14 protein-coding genes are annotated in these 16,755 nt (G+C 71.1%); all 14 read right to left on the bottom strand.

Annotated elements, in window-relative coordinates:
• Positions 1-87 precede the first annotated feature (87 nt).
• The 14 genes from AB0D29_RS26145 to AB0D29_RS26210 all read right to left on the bottom strand — a co-directional run bounded on the left by AB0D29_RS26145 (position 88) and on the right by AB0D29_RS26210 (position 16,588).
• Positions 88-1,293 (bottom strand): DivIVA domain-containing protein, encoded by a 1,206-nt coding sequence (locus AB0D29_RS26145; protein ID WP_362857517.1) that lies wholly within the window; start codon positions 1,291-1,293, stop codon positions 88-90.
• Between the two features lie 82 nt (positions 1,294-1,375).
• Complete coding sequence (locus AB0D29_RS26150; protein ID WP_030707331.1) at positions 1,376-1,672, bottom strand: YggT family protein; 297 nt, start codon at positions 1,670-1,672, stop codon at positions 1,376-1,378.
• 60 nt (positions 1,673-1,732) lie between these two features.
• Positions 1,733-2,350: a cell division protein SepF gene (sepF, locus tag AB0D29_RS26155; RefSeq protein ID WP_030031797.1), complete on the bottom strand. Its 618-nt coding sequence runs from the start codon at positions 2,348-2,350 to the stop codon at positions 1,733-1,735.
• 149 nt (positions 2,351-2,499) lie between these two features.
• Positions 2,500-3,219, bottom strand: a complete 720-nt coding sequence (locus AB0D29_RS26160) for a YggS family pyridoxal phosphate-dependent enzyme (RefSeq protein WP_362857519.1) — start codon at positions 3,217-3,219, stop codon at positions 2,500-2,502.
• Positions 3,206-3,994, bottom strand: coding sequence for a peptidoglycan editing factor PgeF (pgeF, locus tag AB0D29_RS26165; RefSeq protein WP_362857521.1), 789 nt, complete (start codon positions 3,992-3,994; stop codon positions 3,206-3,208). The genes AB0D29_RS26160 and pgeF overlap by 14 nt, the downstream gene beginning before the upstream one ends.
• Complete coding sequence (gene ftsZ, locus AB0D29_RS26170; protein WP_327413503.1) at positions 3,991-5,196, bottom strand: cell division protein FtsZ; 1,206 nt, start codon at positions 5,194-5,196, stop codon at positions 3,991-3,993. The genes pgeF and ftsZ overlap by 4 nt, the downstream gene beginning before the upstream one ends.
• A 279-nt stretch (positions 5,197-5,475) precedes the next feature.
• Positions 5,476-6,177: an FtsQ-type POTRA domain-containing protein gene (locus AB0D29_RS26175; RefSeq protein ID WP_362857573.1), complete on the bottom strand. Its 702-nt coding sequence runs from the start codon at positions 6,175-6,177 to the stop codon at positions 5,476-5,478.
• Positions 6,178-6,359: 182 nt separating this feature from the next.
• Positions 6,360-7,454, bottom strand: coding sequence for an undecaprenyldiphospho-muramoylpentapeptide beta-N-acetylglucosaminyltransferase (gene murG / locus AB0D29_RS26180; RefSeq protein ID WP_362813168.1), 1,095 nt, complete (start codon positions 7,452-7,454; stop codon positions 6,360-6,362).
• Between the two features lie 6 nt (positions 7,455-7,460).
• The gene (gene ftsW, locus AB0D29_RS26185) at positions 7,461-8,822 is read right to left on the bottom strand and encodes a putative lipid II flippase FtsW (RefSeq protein WP_362857522.1); all 1,362 of its coding nucleotides are present in this window, start codon (positions 8,820-8,822) and stop codon (positions 7,461-7,463) included.
• A 69-nt stretch (positions 8,823-8,891) separates the two neighbouring features.
• Positions 8,892-10,331, bottom strand: coding sequence for a UDP-N-acetylmuramoyl-L-alanine--D-glutamate ligase (gene murD, locus AB0D29_RS26190; protein ID WP_362857523.1), 1,440 nt, complete (start codon positions 10,329-10,331; stop codon positions 8,892-8,894).
• Entirely contained in the window at positions 10,313-11,383 is a 1,071-nt protein-coding gene (mraY, locus tag AB0D29_RS26195) for a phospho-N-acetylmuramoyl-pentapeptide-transferase (protein WP_030707344.1), read from the bottom strand. The genes murD and mraY overlap by 19 nt, the downstream gene beginning before the upstream one ends.
• Complete coding sequence (gene murF, locus AB0D29_RS26200; RefSeq protein WP_362857525.1) at positions 11,380-12,810, bottom strand: UDP-N-acetylmuramoyl-tripeptide--D-alanyl-D-alanine ligase; 1,431 nt, start codon at positions 12,808-12,810, stop codon at positions 11,380-11,382. Before murF ends, mraY begins: the two co-directional genes overlap by 4 nt.
• Entirely contained in the window at positions 12,807-14,534 is a 1,728-nt protein-coding gene (locus AB0D29_RS26205) for a UDP-N-acetylmuramoyl-L-alanyl-D-glutamate--2,6-diaminopimelate ligase (RefSeq protein WP_362857527.1), read from the bottom strand. Before AB0D29_RS26205 ends, murF begins: the two co-directional genes overlap by 4 nt.
• A gap of 44 nt (positions 14,535-14,578) precedes the next feature.
• Complete coding sequence (locus tag AB0D29_RS26210) at positions 14,579-16,588, bottom strand: penicillin-binding protein 2 (RefSeq protein ID WP_362857528.1); 2,010 nt, start codon at positions 16,586-16,588, stop codon at positions 14,579-14,581.
• Between the last annotated feature and the right edge of the window lie 167 nt (positions 16,589-16,755).

Below are 16,755 nucleotides of genomic sequence, written 5' to 3' on the forward strand. Positions count from 1 at the left end.
AGCAGAACGGGCCGGGCCCGAGGTTCCGTGGAACCTCGGGCCCGGCCCGGAAAGCGCGGCTGCCGACCGCAGAGACGGCGGCGGCGCCTAGTTGTCGTCCTCGTCGATCAGAAAGCCCCGCATCGGCGACGGCGCCTGCATCGGCTGCGGCGCAGCCGGCCGCACCGGAGCCATCGGCTGGGTCATCGCCGGGGACATCTGCTGCTGGCCGCCGTACGACGGGCCCGCGCCCATCGGGGAGGGACCGCCCATGGGCGACGGGCCGCCCATCGAGGGGCCACCCATGGAGTGCCCCATCGCACCGGCCGGAGCCATCGAGGGCGACGGCGACGGCGGCAGTGCGGGACCGGCCGGGTTCCGCGGCGGGGCGAGCGAGTCGTCGGCCTGGGTCTCCAGCTGGCGCAGCTGCGACTCCAGGTAGGACTTCAGACGCGTACGGTACTCACGCTCGAAGCCCCGCAGGTCCTCGACCTTGCGCTCCAGCGTGGCGCGGGCGGACTCCAGGGAGCCCATCGCGACGCGGTGCTTCTCCTGCGCGTCCCGCTCCAGCGCGTCGGCCTTGGCGCGGGCGTCCCGCTCCAGGCCCTCGGCGCGCGACCGGGCCTCGCCGACGATCTTGTTGGCCTCGGAGCGGGCCTCCGCGATCGCCTGGTCGGCGGTCTGCTGCGCCAGCGACAGGACGCGGGCGGCGCTGTCGCCACCGGGGCCCTGCTGCGGGAGCTGCGGCTGCTGCTGCATCTGCTGCATCTGCTGACCCATGGGCTGCATCTGCTGCATCGGCTGCTGCATCTGCTGGCCCATGGGCTGCATCTGCTGGCCGAGCGGGTTCTGGCCGCCCATGGACTGCTGCTGGCCCATGGGCTGCTGGCCCATGCCCTGCGGTCCGCCCATGGGGTGCTGCTGCATGGGGCCGCCCATGGGGCCGCCCATCGGGCCGGGGCCCTGCTGGCCCTGGCCGCCGGGGCCCGGCGGGAGCTGCGGCTGGCCGCCCGGGAGCTGCGGCGGGCCCATCTGCTGCTGCGGCGGGCCGGATATGGCCGCGGGCACGGGGGCGCCGGGGCCGCGCTGGTCCTGGGGTTCCGGCTTGCGCATGCCCTGCTGCTGCTGGTTCTGCGCGGCGGCACGCGTGGCGGCTGCCAGCTTGGCGCGCAGGTCCTCGTTCTCGCGCAGCAGGCGCGTCAGTTCGGACTCGACCTCGTCGAGGAAGGCATCGACCTCGTCCTCGTCATAGCCTTCTCGGAGGCGGACGGTCGTGAACTGCTTGTTCCGCACGTCCTCGGGAGTCAGCGGCATGTCTTCTTCACCTCTACGTAGTCGTCGGCAGTCGGCAAGACCGTATCGGGACTGTCCCCGCGCGCGCGGAGAAGTTCATCGTTCACACGCTTCTCGCAGCGGTGCTCACGAAACTGATGAGGATGTAAACGATGATCATCAGAACGAAGAAGGACAGGTCGAGTGCCACGCCCCCGAGACGCAACGGCGGGATGAGCCGCCGAAGAAGCTTGAGCGGTGGATCGGTGACAGTGTAGGTGGCCTCCAGAACGACCACCATCGCCTTGCCGGGTGCCCATGAACGTGCGAACTGGAACACATAGTCCATGACCAGTCGGAAGATCAGCACGATGAGGAAGCACATCAGCGCGATGTAGACCACCTGTAGTGCGACGCCCATCCCGCGCTTCCCTCTCCCCGTTTCCCGCTCTGTTCCCGGTCCCGTATCTGACGGATCGGTCTAGCTTTGGTTGAAGAACCCGCCCTCCGCGATGCGAGCCTTGTCCTCCGCCGTGACATCGACGTTAGCAGGCGACAGCAGGAACACCTTCTGTGTCACGCGTTCAATGCTGCCGTGCAGACCGAAGACGAGACCGGCGGCGAAGTCCACGAGACGCTTCGCGTCCGTGTCGTCCATCTCCGTGAGATTCATGATCACCGGAGTGCCCTCACGGAAGTGTTCCCCGATGGTACGGGCCTCGTTGTAGGTCCGGGGGTGCAGCGTCGTGATGCGGTACGGCTCCCGCTCGGAGACGACCTTGGGCATGATCACGGGGGCGTTCTTCTCCAGGTTCGTGCGATCAGGTGTGATGGATGCCACGGGGGCAATTCGCGCAGGACGTCCGTTTTCCACCGGAATTGGGATGGGTTCCCGCTGCGCCGGAGGCTGTACGGCTCGTACCGGTTCGTCCGAAACGGGCGATTGGTGCACGGGCTGCTGTCGGCGATCCCGCTCCCGAGCCCGTTCCATCTCCGGCTCGGGCTCGAACTCGTCGTCGGGGTCGTACCCCGGGTTGTCGTACCGGTCGTCCTCCACGAGGCCGAGGTAGACCGCCATCTTGCGCATCGCGCCGGCCATTCTCCGAGTCCTCCGCTCTGTGGTGGATCGCCCTGTCGCAGGTGCCGCCGTGTCACGAATGTCACCAACTGCCCGCGATCCACGTGGTCTGCCCGCTCATCGGCGGGAATGACCATATTTTCTGCTGTGGTCCGACTTTCTTCGCGACGTTACCCGAGCCGGGGTCTCGCGCCGAGTACCGCAGTGCCGACGCGTACATGTGTCGCACCGGCCGCAACGGCCTGTTCCAGGTCTGCGCTCATCCCGGCCGACACCATCGTGGCAGCAGGATGGTCCGCGCGCATGCGGGATGACAATTCCATCAACCGCTCGAAGGCGGCCTGTTCGCGTCCCGCGTAGGGGCCGGACAGCGGAGCGACGGTCATCACTCCGTCGATCCGCAGCCCCGGTGCCGCGGCGACGAGGTCCGCCAACTCCGCGAGCTGCTCCGGCGCCGCGCCGCCGCGGGCCCCGCGCTCCCCCGACTCCGCGTCGAGGGCGAGCTGCACGAGGCAGCCGAGCTCCCGGCCGGCGTTCGAGGCGGCGGCGGAGAGGGCGGTCACGAGCCTGGGGCGGTCGACCGACTGCACCACATGCGCGTATCCCGCCACGGAACGGACTTTGTTCGTCTGCAACTGGCCGACGAAGTGCCAGCTGAGCGGCAGATCCGCGCAGGCCGCGGCCTTGGGGGCGGCATCCTGGTCCCGATTCTCCGCAACATGACGGATGCCCAGGTCCGCCAGCAGTCGTACGTCGCTCGCGGGATAGGTCTTGGTGACCACGATGAGCGTCACCTCGTCCCGCGCCCGGCCCGCCGCCGCGCAGGCGGACGAGATACGTTCCTCCACCCGCCCGAGGTTCTCGGCGAGCTCCGACTTACGATCCGTCATTCTTCTTTCCCCCCGGGGGTCCGGGGTTCGTCCCCCGGGAAGACTCCGTCAACCAGACATATCCGGCGAGCCGTCCGGTCACCCGGTCGCGGCGGTACGAGAAGTGGTCCCGCGACTCCAGTGTGCAGACCGGGGAGCGGCGGCTGTTCACCACCCCCGCCTCCGCGAGCTGCGCGTGCACTCCGGCGACCACGTCCACGGCCGGTGTCCCCCAGCTGGTCTCGGCCCGGGCGGCGGGCACCACTTCGGCCACCGCCTCCCGCATCTCGGCGGGCACCTCGTAGCAGTGCCCGCAGACCGCGGGTCCGGTCAGGGCGATGATCCGCCCGGGTTCGGCGCCGAGGGAGACCATCGCCTCCACGGCCGCGGGCACCACCCCGGCGACCAGTCCCGGCCGCCCGGCGTGGGCGGCCCCGGTGACCCCGGCGACGGGGTCCGCCAGCAGGACGGGCGTGCAGTCGGCGGTGAGCACCGCGAGGGCGAGCCCCCGGCGTGCGGTCACCACCGCGTCCACCGCGGGGATCCGCTCGTCCGGTCCCCAGGGCCCGTCCACCACGGCGACGTCGCGGCCGTGCACCTGGTTCATCCAGACCACCCGGTCCGGGGCGAGCCCCAGGGACCCCGCGGCCCGTGCCCGGTTCGCGAGAACGGCGGCCGGGTCGTCTCCGACCGCGCCGCCGAGGTTGAGCTCTTCGTACGGAACGGCGCTCACCCCGCCCCACCTGTCGGTGAAGGCGAAGTGGGCGCCGCCCACGTGGTGCTGCTCCGGTGTCACTTCAAGAAGTCCGGGACGTCCAGTTCCTCGGCCGGGCTGTCCTGGTACGGGCGGGCCGTGGGGACCTGCGGCGCGGGGGCCTGGGTCTCGACCGGGGCCGGCTCGACCGGAGCCGGGGGGTCCTCGCGCGGGGTGACCGTGCCGAGTCCGCCGAAGGCCGGGCGGGCCGGCTCGGCGGCGCGGACCGGAGCCGGGGCCGGCTCCTCGCGCTTGGTGGACGCCGCGCCGATGACGTTGTCCCGGCGGGCCGGGGGCTGTCCGCCGTCGAACCCGGCCGCGATGACGGTGACCCGTACCTCGTCGCCGAGCGCGTCGTCGATGACGGCGCCGAAGATGATGTTCGCCTCGGGGTGCGCGGCCTCGCTCACCAGCTGCGCGGCCTCGTTGATCTCGAAGAGACCGAGGTCCGAGCCACCGGAGATGGAGAGCAGCACGCCACGGGCGCCGTCGATGGACGCCTCCAGCAGCGGCGAGGAGATCGCCATCTCGGCCGCGGCCACCGCGCGGTCGTCGCCGCGGGCCGAGCCGATGCCCATCAGGGCCGAGCCGGCCTCGGACATCACGGACTTGACGTCGGCGAAGTCGAGGTTGATCAGACCCGGGGTGGTGATGAGGTCGGTGATGCCCTGGACGCCCGAGAGCAGGACCTGGTCGGCCGACTTGAAGGCGTCGAGCACGCTGACCTGGCGGTCCGAGATGGACAGCAGTCGGTCGTTGGGGATGACGATGAGGGTGTCGACCTCTTCGCGGAGCTCGGCGATGCCGTCCTCCGCCTGGTTCGCGCGGCGCCGGCCCTCGAAGGTGAACGGCCGGGTGACCACACCGATCGTCAGGGCGCCCAGCGAGCGCGCGATGTTGGCGACGACGGGTGCGCCGCCGGTGCCGGTGCCGCCGCCTTCACCGGCGGTGACGAAGACCATGTCGGCCCCCTTGAGGACCTCCTCGATCTCCTCGCGGTGGTCCTCTGCCGCCTTGCGGCCGACGGCCGGGTTGGCGCCGGCGCCGAGGCCCCGGGTGAGTTCACGGCCGACGTCGAGCTTGACGTCGGCGTCGCTCATCAACAGCGCTTGGGCGTCCGTGTTGATGGCGATGAACTCGACGCCCTTGAGACCGACCTCGATCATTCGGTTGATGGCATTGACACCACCGCCGCCGACACCGATGACCTTGATGACTGCGAGGTAGTTCTGCGGTGCTGCCACGTCGAAGGCCTCTCGCCTCGAGTTACGTGTCGCCGCCTCGCGGGCCTGCGTTGCGACGACTGATGCCGAAATAGGGACGGTCCGAACGCGCCGACCCGAACCCTCACCCTGAAGTTTAGGGTTAGGGGTGTGTCTGTTCCTTGGACTCTTCCGAACAGGACACTAAGTCGACAAGTAGCGCGTGTTCAACGAACACGCCGAACCTCCCGTTTTTCTTTTCACCCTATGTGATCACCCGTATCGCTGGCCAACCAGGGTGCGTCGTTGTTCGACCGGGAGTCAACTCCCGGACACCGCAGGGGCGGTGGGGACGCTCACGTCGAAGTGACCGGCCTTGGGCGCGGCTTTCAGCAAAGCGGTCAGCGCACGCCCCTTCGCCTCGCTCTGTTCACCGCTCCCCCACGTCACGGAGCGGCCCCTCGTCAGCTCCAGGACCACGGAATCATAGGAACCCAGCTTGACCTGCACGGTTTCCTTGGCGACCGGTTCCGGGAGGGCTCCCGCGACGAGGACGGCCTCGTGCAGCCGCCGTTCCTCGTCGAAGCGACGGGCGCTCGGGGATCGTGCGGCGTTCAATTCGAGGACCGGAACGCCCGCGGGTGCTTTCGGAACCGTGTCGAATCGCACACCCGAAGCGTCCACTTCGACGAAGTTGGCGTCCTTTTTGATGAGCAGGACGGGTTTGCGTTCCGTCACTTTCAGCCCGATTCCATGCGGCCAGGCCCGCACCACATCGACCGAATCGATGCGGGGCAGCCGGCCGCGGACGCGGCTCTCGATCTCGTCGGTGTCCACGCTCACCAGGGGCGCGCCGACGGGCACGGCCGCGGCTGAGAGGACCTGCTCGGGGGTGAGCACCTCCGTGCCGGTGGCGGTGACCTTCTCCACGCGGAGCCAGGAGGAGCCGTAGAGCACCCAGGTCCCGCCCGCCACGAGGAGCACCGCGGCGGCCAGGGAGGCCAGCACGGGGCCCCGGCGCAGGCGTGCGCCGGGGCCCTGCGGGCCGGATCTCTTCGCGGGCTTGCCGGACTTGGGGGGCTTGGGTGGTTTGGGAGAGCCGGCGCCCTTGCGGGCGGGCCGGCCGGACCCGCCGGGACCAGGGGTCCCGCGCTGTGCGGTCGTCGCTCCGGCCACTCCTGTGCCTCCTGCGTCTGGGCTCCGCGTCAGCGGTTCCTGTGGGCTGCGATCGCCTCGTACACCATGCCGACCAGCAGCTCGTCGGCGTCGCGCCGGCCGAACTCTCCGGCGGCGCGGGACATCTCGTACAGGCGGTGCGGGTCGGACAGCACCGGGAGGACCTGGCTGAGCACCCACTCGGGCGTCAGTTCCGCGTCGTCCACGAGGAGGCCGCCGCCGGCCTTGACCACCGGCTGGGCGTTGAGCCGCTGTTCGCCGTTGCCGATCGGCAGCGGGACGTAGGCGGCGGGGAGCCCGACGGCGGAGAGTTCGGCGACGGTCATCGCACCCGCGCGGCACAGCATCATGTCGGCGGCGGCGTACGCGAGATCCATCCGGTCCACGTACGGTACCGGTACATACGGCGGCATCCCGGGCATGTTGTCGACACGCGGCAGTTCGTTCTTCGGGCCGACGGCGTGCAGGATCTGGACGCCGGAGCGCTGCAGGGTCGGAGCGACCTGCTGGATCGTCTCGTTGAGGCGGCGGGCGCCCTGGGAGCCACCGGATACCAGCAGCGTCGGCAGGTTGGGGTCCAGGCCGAAGGCGGCGCGCGCCTCCGGGCGGACCGCGGCCCTGTCGAGGGTGGAGATGGTGCGGCGCAGCGGGATGCCCACGTAGCGGGCGCCGCGCAGCTTGCTGTCGGGGGTGGAGACCGCGACGGCGTGCGCGTACCGGGAGCCGATCTTGTTGGCCAGTCCGGGCCGGGCGTTGGCCTCGTGGACGATGATCGGCACCCCGAGCCGCTTGGCCGCGAGGTAGCCGGGCAGGGCCACGTAGCCGCCGAAACCGACGACGCAGTCGGCCTTGGTGCGGATGAGGATCTCCTCCGCGGCCTTGATGGTGCCGCGCAGCCGTCCGGGGACGGTGATCAGTTCCGGGGTCGGCTTGCGGGGCAGCGGCACGGCGGGGATCAGCCCGAGTTCGTAGCCGCGCTCCGGCACCAGGCGGGTCTCCAGCCCTCGCTCGGTGCCGAGGGCGGTGATGCCCACTGAAGGGTCCTGCCTGCGCAGGGCGTCCGCGAGGGCGAGCGCCGGCTCGATGTGGCCGGCGGTCCCCCCACCGGCGAGTACGACATGCACCGAAATTCACCGCTCTCCGGACGGACGCTTCTTGACGCGCCGTCTCATCGACTTCCATCTCACCCCGGTCCGCCACCAGCCTGTCTTCGGCTGTCGCATCGCGAGGGCCGCGCGCGCCGCCGGCTCCTCACGCGCGAAGGCGATGAGCAGTCCGACCGCGAACATGGTCGGCAGCAGGGCTGACCCTCCGTAGGAGAACAGCGGGAGCGGGACTCCGGCGATCGGCAGCAGGCCGAGCACCGCACCGATGTTGATCACGGCCTGGGCCGTGATCCAGGTGGTCACGCCTCCCGCGGCAAACCGTACGAAGGAATCCTCCGTGCGTCCGGCCACGCGGATACCCGCATAGCCTAGAGCCGCGAACAGGGCGAGCACCGACAGCGTCCCCGCGAGACCCAGTTCCTCCCCGGTGATGGCGAAGATGAAGTCGGTGTGGGCTTCGGGTAGTTGCCCCCATTTTTCCACACTTGCCCCCAGGCCGGAACCGAACCATCCGCCCGAGGCGAGGGCATAGATCCCGTGCACGGCCTGCCAGCAAAGGTCGTTCTTGCCCGGGTCTGTCGCACCGATGCACTCCAGCCGGTCCATCCGGTGCGGACTGGTCTTGATCAGCAGGGCGACGATCGCACCCGCGAAGGCCAGTACTCCGACGAACATCCGGGTCGGGGCGCCCGCGAGCCAGAGCAGACCGAACAGGATGGCACCGAGGATCATCGCGGTGCCCATGTCCCCGCCCAGCATGATCAGCCCGAGCAGCAGGAAGGCCACCGGGACCAGCGGCACCAGCAGGTGCTTCCACTGGCTGAGCAGCCCCTTGTCGCCCTTGCGCGCCAACAGGTCGGCGCCCCACAGGATCAGTGCCAGCTTGCCGAACTCACTGGGCTGCAACATGAACGGACCGCCAAGGGAGATCCAATTCTGGTTGCCGTTGATCGAGACCCCTATCCCGGGGACCTGGACCAGGACCATCAGGAAGAGCGTGCCGGCGAGCACCGGATAGGACAGCGCCCGGTGCAGCTTGACGGGCATCCGGGAGGCGACCAGCAGCAGTCCGGTGCCGATGAGGGCCGCGAGGAACTGCTTCTTGAAGAAGTACGCGTCACCGAGGCCGAGCTGGAGGGCCTTGATCATGGAGGCCGAGTACACCATCACCAGGCCGAGCACGGTGATGAGCAGCGAGCTGCCGAAAATCAGGTAATAGGCGGTGAGCGGACGGTCCCAGGCCTTGCGCAACTGCCGCTGCGTACGCCGCAGCCCGGCCAGCGGCCCGCGCCCCGCGGGCCGCTTCACACGCACCACGGGCCGTTTGCGGCCCTGCGCCTTCACGGCGGACGGCCGCCGCCCCGGCAGCATCTGCTTGGCCGGCATCTGTGATCTTCCCCTCCACTCGTACGAGGCGAGCAGCCGGCCGGAGGGAACCTGCCCCGGAGCCCCGGCCTAGACCGTGTCCGCGGCGCTCTCGGCGGCCAGTTCGCGCACCGCGTCGGCGAATGCGTCCCCACGCTTGTTGTAGTTCGCGAACATGTCCATCGAGGCACAGGCAGGTGCCAGCAGGACCGTGTCGCCGGGCTCGGCGAGCGCGGCCGCCTCCCGTACCGCTGCGAGCATCGCCCCAGTGTCGGTCCGGTCGAGGTCGACGACCGGGACCTCGGGGGCGTGTCGCGCCAGCGCCTCGGCGATCAGCGCCCGGTCGGCGCCGATCAGCACCACGCCGCGCAGCCGCTTCGCCGACTTCTGCACGAGCTCGTCGAAGGTCGCGCCCTTGGCGAGGCCGCCGGCGATCCACACGACCGGCTCGAAGGCGGCCAGCGAGGCCTCGGCCGCGTGCGTGTTGGTGGCCTTGGAGTCGTCGACGTACGTGACCCCTGCGACCTCGTCCACGTGCGCGACCCGGTGGGCGTCGGGGCGGAAGTTGCGCAGCCCGTCGCGGACCGCGCGCGGCTCCACGCCGAAGGCACGGGCCAGGGCCGCCGCGGCGAGCGCGTTGGCGATGTTGTGCGGGGCGGGCGGATTGACGTCCTTGACCTCGGCGAGCTCCTGGGCGTTCTTCTGCCGGTTCTCGACGAACGCGCGGTCGACGAGGATGCCGTCGACGACGCCGAGCATGGAGGGGCCGGGGGCGCCGAGGGTGAAGCCGATCGCCCGGCAGCCCTCTTCGACGTCGGCCTCCATGACCAGGTCCTCGGTGGCCTTGTCGGCGACGTTGTAGACGCAGGCCACCGTGTTGCCCTCGTAGATCCGGCCCTTGTCGGCGGCGTACGCCTGCATCGAGCCGTGCCAGTCGAGGTGGTCCGGGGCCAGGTTGAGGACGGCGCCCGAGTGGACGCGCAGCGAGGGCGCCCAGTGCAGCTGGTAGCTGGAGAGTTCGACGGCGAGCACGTCGTACTGCTGCTCGCCGAGCACCACGTCGATGATGGGGGTGCCGATGTTGCCGACGGCGGCGGTGCGCAGACCGGCGGCCTTCAGGATCGACGCCAGCATCTGGGTGGTGGTGGTCTTGCCGTTCGTACCGGTGATGGCGAGCCAGGGGGCGGCGTTCTCCCCGCGCAGCTGCCAGGCGATCTCGACGTCCCCGACCACGTCCACGCCCGCGGCGGCGGCGGCCGCGAACAGCGGGCTGTCGGGCTTCCAGCCGGGCGAGGTGACCACCAGCTCGGTGCCCTCGGGCAGGGTCTCGGCGTCCGCGAGGCGTACGGAGATCCCCAGCTCGCCCAGTTCGGCGGCGCGGGCGCGGTGGCCCTCGCCGTCGCCGCCGTCGACGACGGTCACGACGGCGCCGAGGCCGGCCAGGGCGCGGGCGGCACTGATGCCGCTCACGCCGAGACCGGCCACGGTGATGTTCTTGCCCTGCCAGGAGCTCACTTGTCGGCTGCCCATCCGGCGTAGAAGAGACCGAGACCAACGATCACGCACATGCCCTGGATGATCCAGAAGCGGACCACCACAAGGACTTCGGACCACCCCTTGAGTTCGAAGTGGTGCTGCAGCGGGGCCATCCGGAAGACGCGCTTCCCGGTCATCTTGAACGAGCCGACCTGGATGACGACCGACATGGTGATGAGGACGAAGAGGCCGCCGAGCAGGGCGATCAGGAACTCCGTGCGGGAGCAGATCGCGAGACCGGCGAGCGCGCCGCCGAGGGCCAGCGAGCCGGTGTCACCCATGAAGATCTTGGCGGGCGAGGTGTTCCACCACAGGAAGCCGAAGCAGGCGCCCATCAGGGCGGAGGCGACCACGGCGAGGTCCAGCGGGTCGCGCACCTCGAAGCAGGCGTTCGGGCTGGGCAGGGTCTGCGCGTTGACGCAGGACTCCTGGAACTGCCAGACGCCGATGAAGGTGTAGGCGCCGAAGACCATCACGGCGGCGCCGGTGGCGAGGCCGTCCAGACCGTCGGTCAGGTTCACGCCGTTGGACATGGCCAGGATCATGAAGAGCGCCCAGACGACGAACAGCACCGGGCCGATCGACCAGCCGAAGTCCGTCACGAACGACAGCTTGGTGGAGGCCGGGGTCAGCCCGCGCGAGTCCTTGAACTGCAGCGCGAGCACCGCGAAGGCGATGCCGACGATCAGCTGGCCGGACATCTTGGCCTTGGCCCGCAGACCGAGCGAGCGCCGCTTGACGATCTTGATGTAGTCGTCGAGGTAGCCGACCAGGCCCATGCCCGCCATCAGGAAGAGCACGAGCAGGCCCGAGAAGCTCACCGCCTCACCGGTGATGACCTTCGTCAGGGCGTACGCGACGAGCGTGGCCAGGATGAAGGAGATGCCGCCCATGGTGGGCGTGCCCTTCTTCCCGGCGTGGCCGCGGGGGCCGTCGTCGCGGATGAACTGGCCGTAGCCCTTCCGGGCCAGCAGCTTGATCAGCAGCGGGGTCCCGACAACGGTGAGGAACATGCCGATGACACCGGCGAACAGGATCTGCCTCATCGGCCGGGGACCTCGCCCTCGACAGTGCCCTCGAGCAGGGCCTGGGCCACCCGCTCCAGACCGGCCGACCTGGAAGCCTTCACCAGCACGACGTCACCCGGGCGCAGTTCACTGCGCAACAGGTCGACCGCCGCCTGCGCGTCGGACACGAGCACCGACTCCTCACCCCACGAACCCTCGTTATATGCGCCCAGTTGCAGCCAGGAGGCTTCCCTGCCCCCGACTGCGACGAGCTTGCTCACGTTGAGCCGGACGACAAGTCGCCCGACCGCGTCGTGCTCGGCGAGCGCGTCGTCCCCGAGCTCGGCCATCGGGCCGAGCACCGCCCACGTGCGTCCCCCGTTCGCCCTGCCGGCACCGCCCATCGCGGCGAGCGCGCGCAGTGCGGCCCGCATGGACTCGGGATTCGCGTTGTAGGCGTCGTTGACGATCGTCACACCGTCCGCGCGCTCGGTGACCTCCATCCGCCACCGGGACAGCGTGCCCGCCCCGGAGAGCGCGGTGGCGATCTCCTCGACGGACATGCCCAGTACATGGGCAACGGCGGCCGCGGCGAGCGCGTTCGACACGTGGTGCTCACCGTACAGCCGCAAGGTCACGTCGCTGCACCCGGTCGGTGTTCGCAATGTGAAGGAAGCCTGTCCCCTGTCCGTCATGCGGACTTCGGTGGCCCGGATGTCGGCGTCCTCGGCCTCGCCGAACAGCACCGTACGGGCCTTCGTGCGCGCGGCCATGGCGCGGACCAGCAGGTCGTCCGCATTGAGGACGGCGACACCGCCCTCCGCCTCGGCCGGCAGCGCCTCGACCAGTTCCCCCTTGGCCTGTGCGATCTGCTCCCGGCCGCCGAACTCGCCGATGTGCGCGGTGCCGACGTTGAGGACCAGCCCGATCCGCGGGGGCGTCAGGCCGGTGAGGTAGCGGATGTGGCCGATGCCGCGGGCGCCCATCTCCAGGACCAGGTGCTGCGTTTCCTCGGTGACGCGCAGCGTCGTGATCGGCAGGCCGATCTCGTTGTTCAGGTTCCCGGGGGTCCACACGGTCGGCGCGTGGTGCTGGAGCACCTGCGCGATGAGGTCCTTCGTGGAGGTCTTGCCGGCGGAGCCGGTGAGGGCGACGACGTCCGTGCCCAGGCGGGCGACGACGGCCCGGGCGAGCGCCCCGAGGGCGGCCACCACGTCGGGTACGACGATCGCCGGTACGCCCACGGGCCGGGTCGCGAGGACGCCCACGGCGCCGGCGGCCAGCGCGCGTTCGGCGTAGTCGTGGCCGTCGACCCGCTCGCCGACGAAGGCGGCGAACAGGCTGCCCGGCCGGACCTCCCGGGAGTCGTAGACGACGGGACCGGTGACCTGGGCGGACGGATCCGGTATGTCGTGGGGGTGCCCGCCGGTGATGTCGGCGATCTCGGCGAGGGAAAGGGCGATCACTGGTTCACCTCGGCCTGTCGGTCCTTGGTCGTCTCATCGGGCCCGGCCGCCTGGTCGAGCACGGCCTGGTGCTCGATCGCGGCGCGGAGCACGGTGCGGTCGTCGAAGGGCCGTACGACACCGGCGGTGTCCTGGCCCTGCTCGTGGCCCTTGCCCGCCACCAGCACGGTGTCGCCGGGCCGGGCGCGCGCGACGGCCGCGGCGATGGCCGCGGCCCGGTCGGCGTCGACCAGGACGGTGCCCCGCTCGGCGGGCGGTACGGACACGGCGCCTTCGAACATCGCGGCGAGGATCGCGAGCGGGTCCTCGGAGCGCGGGTTGTCGGAGGTCAGGACGGCCACGTCGGCGTACCGGGCGGCCGCGGCGCCCATCGGGGAGCGCTTGGTGGTGTCGCGGTCGCCGCCGCAGCCGAGCACGATGTGCAGCTTGCCCTCGGTGACCTCGCGCAGCGCGCGCAGGACCGATTCCACGGCGTCCGTCTTGTGCGCGTAGTCGACGACGGCGAGGTACGGCTGTCCCGCGTCCACCCGCTCCAGCCGGCCGGGCACCCCGGGGACCGCGGCGACGCCGTCGGCGGCGGTCTGCGGGTCGAGGCCGGCGGCGGCGAGGGTGACGATCGCGGCGACGGTGTTGGCCACGTTGAAGGGGCCGGGCAGCGGCGCGGTCGCCCGTACGCGCTGTCCTTCGGGGCCCAGCAGGGTCAGGGTGGAGCTCGCCGGCCCGAACACCACGTCCTCGGCGCGCCAGTCGGCGGCCGGGTCGCCGGCGGCGGAGAAGGTGACGACCGGGACGGTCGCCTCCTTGGCCAGGCGGCGGCCGTACTCGTCGTCCAGGTTGACCACGCCCAGGCGGGAGCGGTGGGGCGTGAAGAGCCCCGCCTTCGCCCGGAAGTAGTCGTCCATGTCGGAGTGGAACTCCATGTGTTCCGGGCTCAGGTTGTTGAAGACGGCGACGTCGAAGACGCAGCCGTCGACACGGCCGAGCACCAGGGCGTGGCTGGAGACCTCCATCGCCACGGCCTCGACGCCGCGTTCGCGCATGACCGCGAAGAGGGCCTGGAGGTCGGTGGCCTCGGGGGTGGTCCGCTCGGACTTGATGCGCTCGTCGCCGATGCGCATCTCGACGGTGCCGACCAGTCCGGTGCTGCGGCCCGCCGCGCGCAGGCCGCCTTCGACGAGGTACGCCGTGGTGGTCTTGCCGGAGGTGCCGGTGATGCCGATCTGGAGCAGGTCCTCGCCGGGGCGTCCGTAGATCGCGGCGGCGAGCTCTCCCATCCGGCCGCGCGGGTCGGCGACCGTGAGGACCGGCAGGCCCGTCGCCGCGGCGCGTTCGGCTCCCGCGGGGTCGGTCAGCACGGCGGCGGCGCCGAGGCCGGCGGCCTGGGCGGCGAAGTCGGCGCCGTGCGTCCTGGCTCCGGGCAGGGCCGCGTACAGGTCTCCGGGGCGGACCGCACGCGAGTCGTGCGTGATCCCGGTGATCTGCGTCGCGGCGGGCGCCGGGATGCCCAGCAGGGTGGCCAGCTCGCCCAGCGGGGTCGGGCGGGCGGACACGGGCCTGGGCGCTCCCGGCGGCGCTGCCGGGGCGTCTTTCTGGGTGGTTCTGGGCTGATCAGCGTGGGGCACGGCGGTGAGCGTACCGGGCGCGGCGGGCCGGTCGCGAAGCGAGGGCCCGGCCTCGGCGTCGGCAACCGGCTGGTTCCCGGGTTTCGGGGTGATCGTTGTCACTGATGGTGCCTCACGCTTTTCTGGCGGGCCGACCGGGCTGTGGGTCACTGACCGGGCTGCGGACTGGGCTGCGGGGCGGGCTGCGGGCCGGGTTCGTAGGTGACCGGCAGTCCGGCGGGGGCGGTTCCGGTGGGGGCGACCTGAAGGGTCTTGAGGGCGAACTCCATGACCTTCTTGTAGATGGGGCCACAGATCTGGCCGCCGAAGTAGCTGCCCTTCGTCGGGTTCTGGATGGCGCAGTAGACGGTGATCCGCGGGTTGTCCGCGGGTGCGAAACCGGCGAAGGAGGCGGTGTAGCCCTTGTACCGGCCGGTGGCCGGATCCACCCGGTTGGAGGTGCCGGTCTTGCCGCCGACCCGGTAGCCGGGGATCTTCGCCTTGGTGCCGGTGCCCTCCTGGTCGTCGACGACGGATTCGAGCATCGCGGCGAGGGTCTTCGCGGTCTCCTGGCTGATCACGCGGTGCTGCTCGGGGGCCGGGGCCGGGGTGAGGCGGCCGTCGGAGCCCTTGGTGCCGCGCACCAGGGTCGGCTCGACGCGGACCCCGTCGTTGGCGATGGTCGAGTACACGGAGGCCGCCTGCATGGCGTTGAGGGACAGGCCCTGGCCGAAAGGAATCGTGTACTGCTGCGAGGTGGACCAGTCCTCGGGCTTGGCGAGGATGCCGCGGGACTCGCCGGGGTACTCCAGCCCGGTGGGCCGGCCGATGCCGAACTTGCTCAGGTAGGAGTGCAGGACCTTGTTGGACTCGGGCTGGGTGGGCCCGAGCTGACCGGTGGCCAGGATGGTGCCGATGTTGGAGGACTTGGCGAGGACCCCGTTGAGGGTCAGGTACCAGGTCGGGTGGTCGATGTCGTCCTTGAACAGCCGGTCGCCGCGGTGCAGCCGGTTGGGGACCTCGACGCGGGTCTCGGGCGTGGCCTTCTTCTCCTCCAGCACGGCGGCCATCGACATCACCTTGGCGGTGGAGCCGGGCTCGTACACGTCCTGGAGCGCGGCGTTGCCCATGGCGGCGGAGCTGGCCCGGGTCAGGTCGTTGGGGTCGAAACCGGGGGCGTTGGCCATGGCCAGTACCTCGCCGGTGCGGGTGTCCTGGACGATGACGTAGCCGCGGTCGGCCTCGGACTTCTGGACCTGCTCGGCGATGGCGCTCTGGGCCGCCCACTGGATGTCGCGGTCGATGGTCAGCACGATGTCCTCGCCGGGGACGGCGGGCTTCTCGCTGGAGCCGGCCGTGGGGACCTTGCGGCCGCCGGACTGGGCGTAGGTGATCTCGCCGTCCTTGCCGGACAGCTTCTTGTCGAGGGAGGACTCCAGGCCGCCGCCGCCCTTGCCGTCGGCGTTGACGTAACCCAGTATCCCGGCGGCGAGGTCGCCGTTCGGGTACACGCGCTTGCTGCTGTCCTCCTTGAACACGCCGGCGAGGACGTTGGCGCCGGGGCCGTTGTTCTTCTTGTCGGCCGCCGCCTTGTCCCGGAAGACCCGCTGGAGGTCCTTGATCTGGTTCCAGACCTGCGGGGTCTGGCGCTGGGCGAGGATCACGTACCGGCTGTTCCTGGTGCTCAGCTTGGCGGCGAGCTCCTTGGCGTCCTTGCCGAGGATGGGCGCGAGGAGGGCGGCGGCCTGCGCCGGGGCGTCCGGCGCCTTGCTCTCCTGCGGCGTGAACATCTTCGGGTCGGCGGTGATGTCGTACGCGTCGACGCTCGTGGCGAGGGCCACGCCGCGGCGGTCGGTGATCTCGCCGCGCTCGGCGGCGAGCTTGACGCTGGTGTAGCGGTTCTTGGAGGCCTCGGCGGAGAAGGTCGAGGCGTCGACGGCCTGCACCTGGAGCAGCCGGACGACGAAGGCGAGCATGACGAGGGTCAGGCCGACGCTGACGAGGCGCAGCCGGGGGCGGGGGCTGCCGAGCCGGATGGTGTGGGGCCGTCGGGCCACCGCGGGCCGCCGGGTCGCGGGGCGCGAGGCCGGGCGGGCCGTCGCCCGCGCCCGGTCACCCGGTCTGGGCGGCCTGGCCGGCCCCGGCACCCGCCGCCGCGGCGGCTCCTGCGGGCTCACGCGGCCACCGCCCGCGCGCCGATGCCGCCGCGGCGCCGCCGCGCGAGCGCCCTGGAGCTCCGCCCCAGACCCTGCGCCTCAATCGCCGGCGGGGCTGAAGGATCCGGGGTTCCGCCCCGGACCCCGCGCCTCAAACGCCGGCGGGGCTGGATGTGCCCGGCGAGGCT

This window comes from Streptomyces sp. NPDC048424 (assembly GCF_040651555.1).
Taxonomy (GTDB): domain Bacteria; phylum Actinomycetota; class Actinomycetes; order Streptomycetales; family Streptomycetaceae; genus Streptomyces.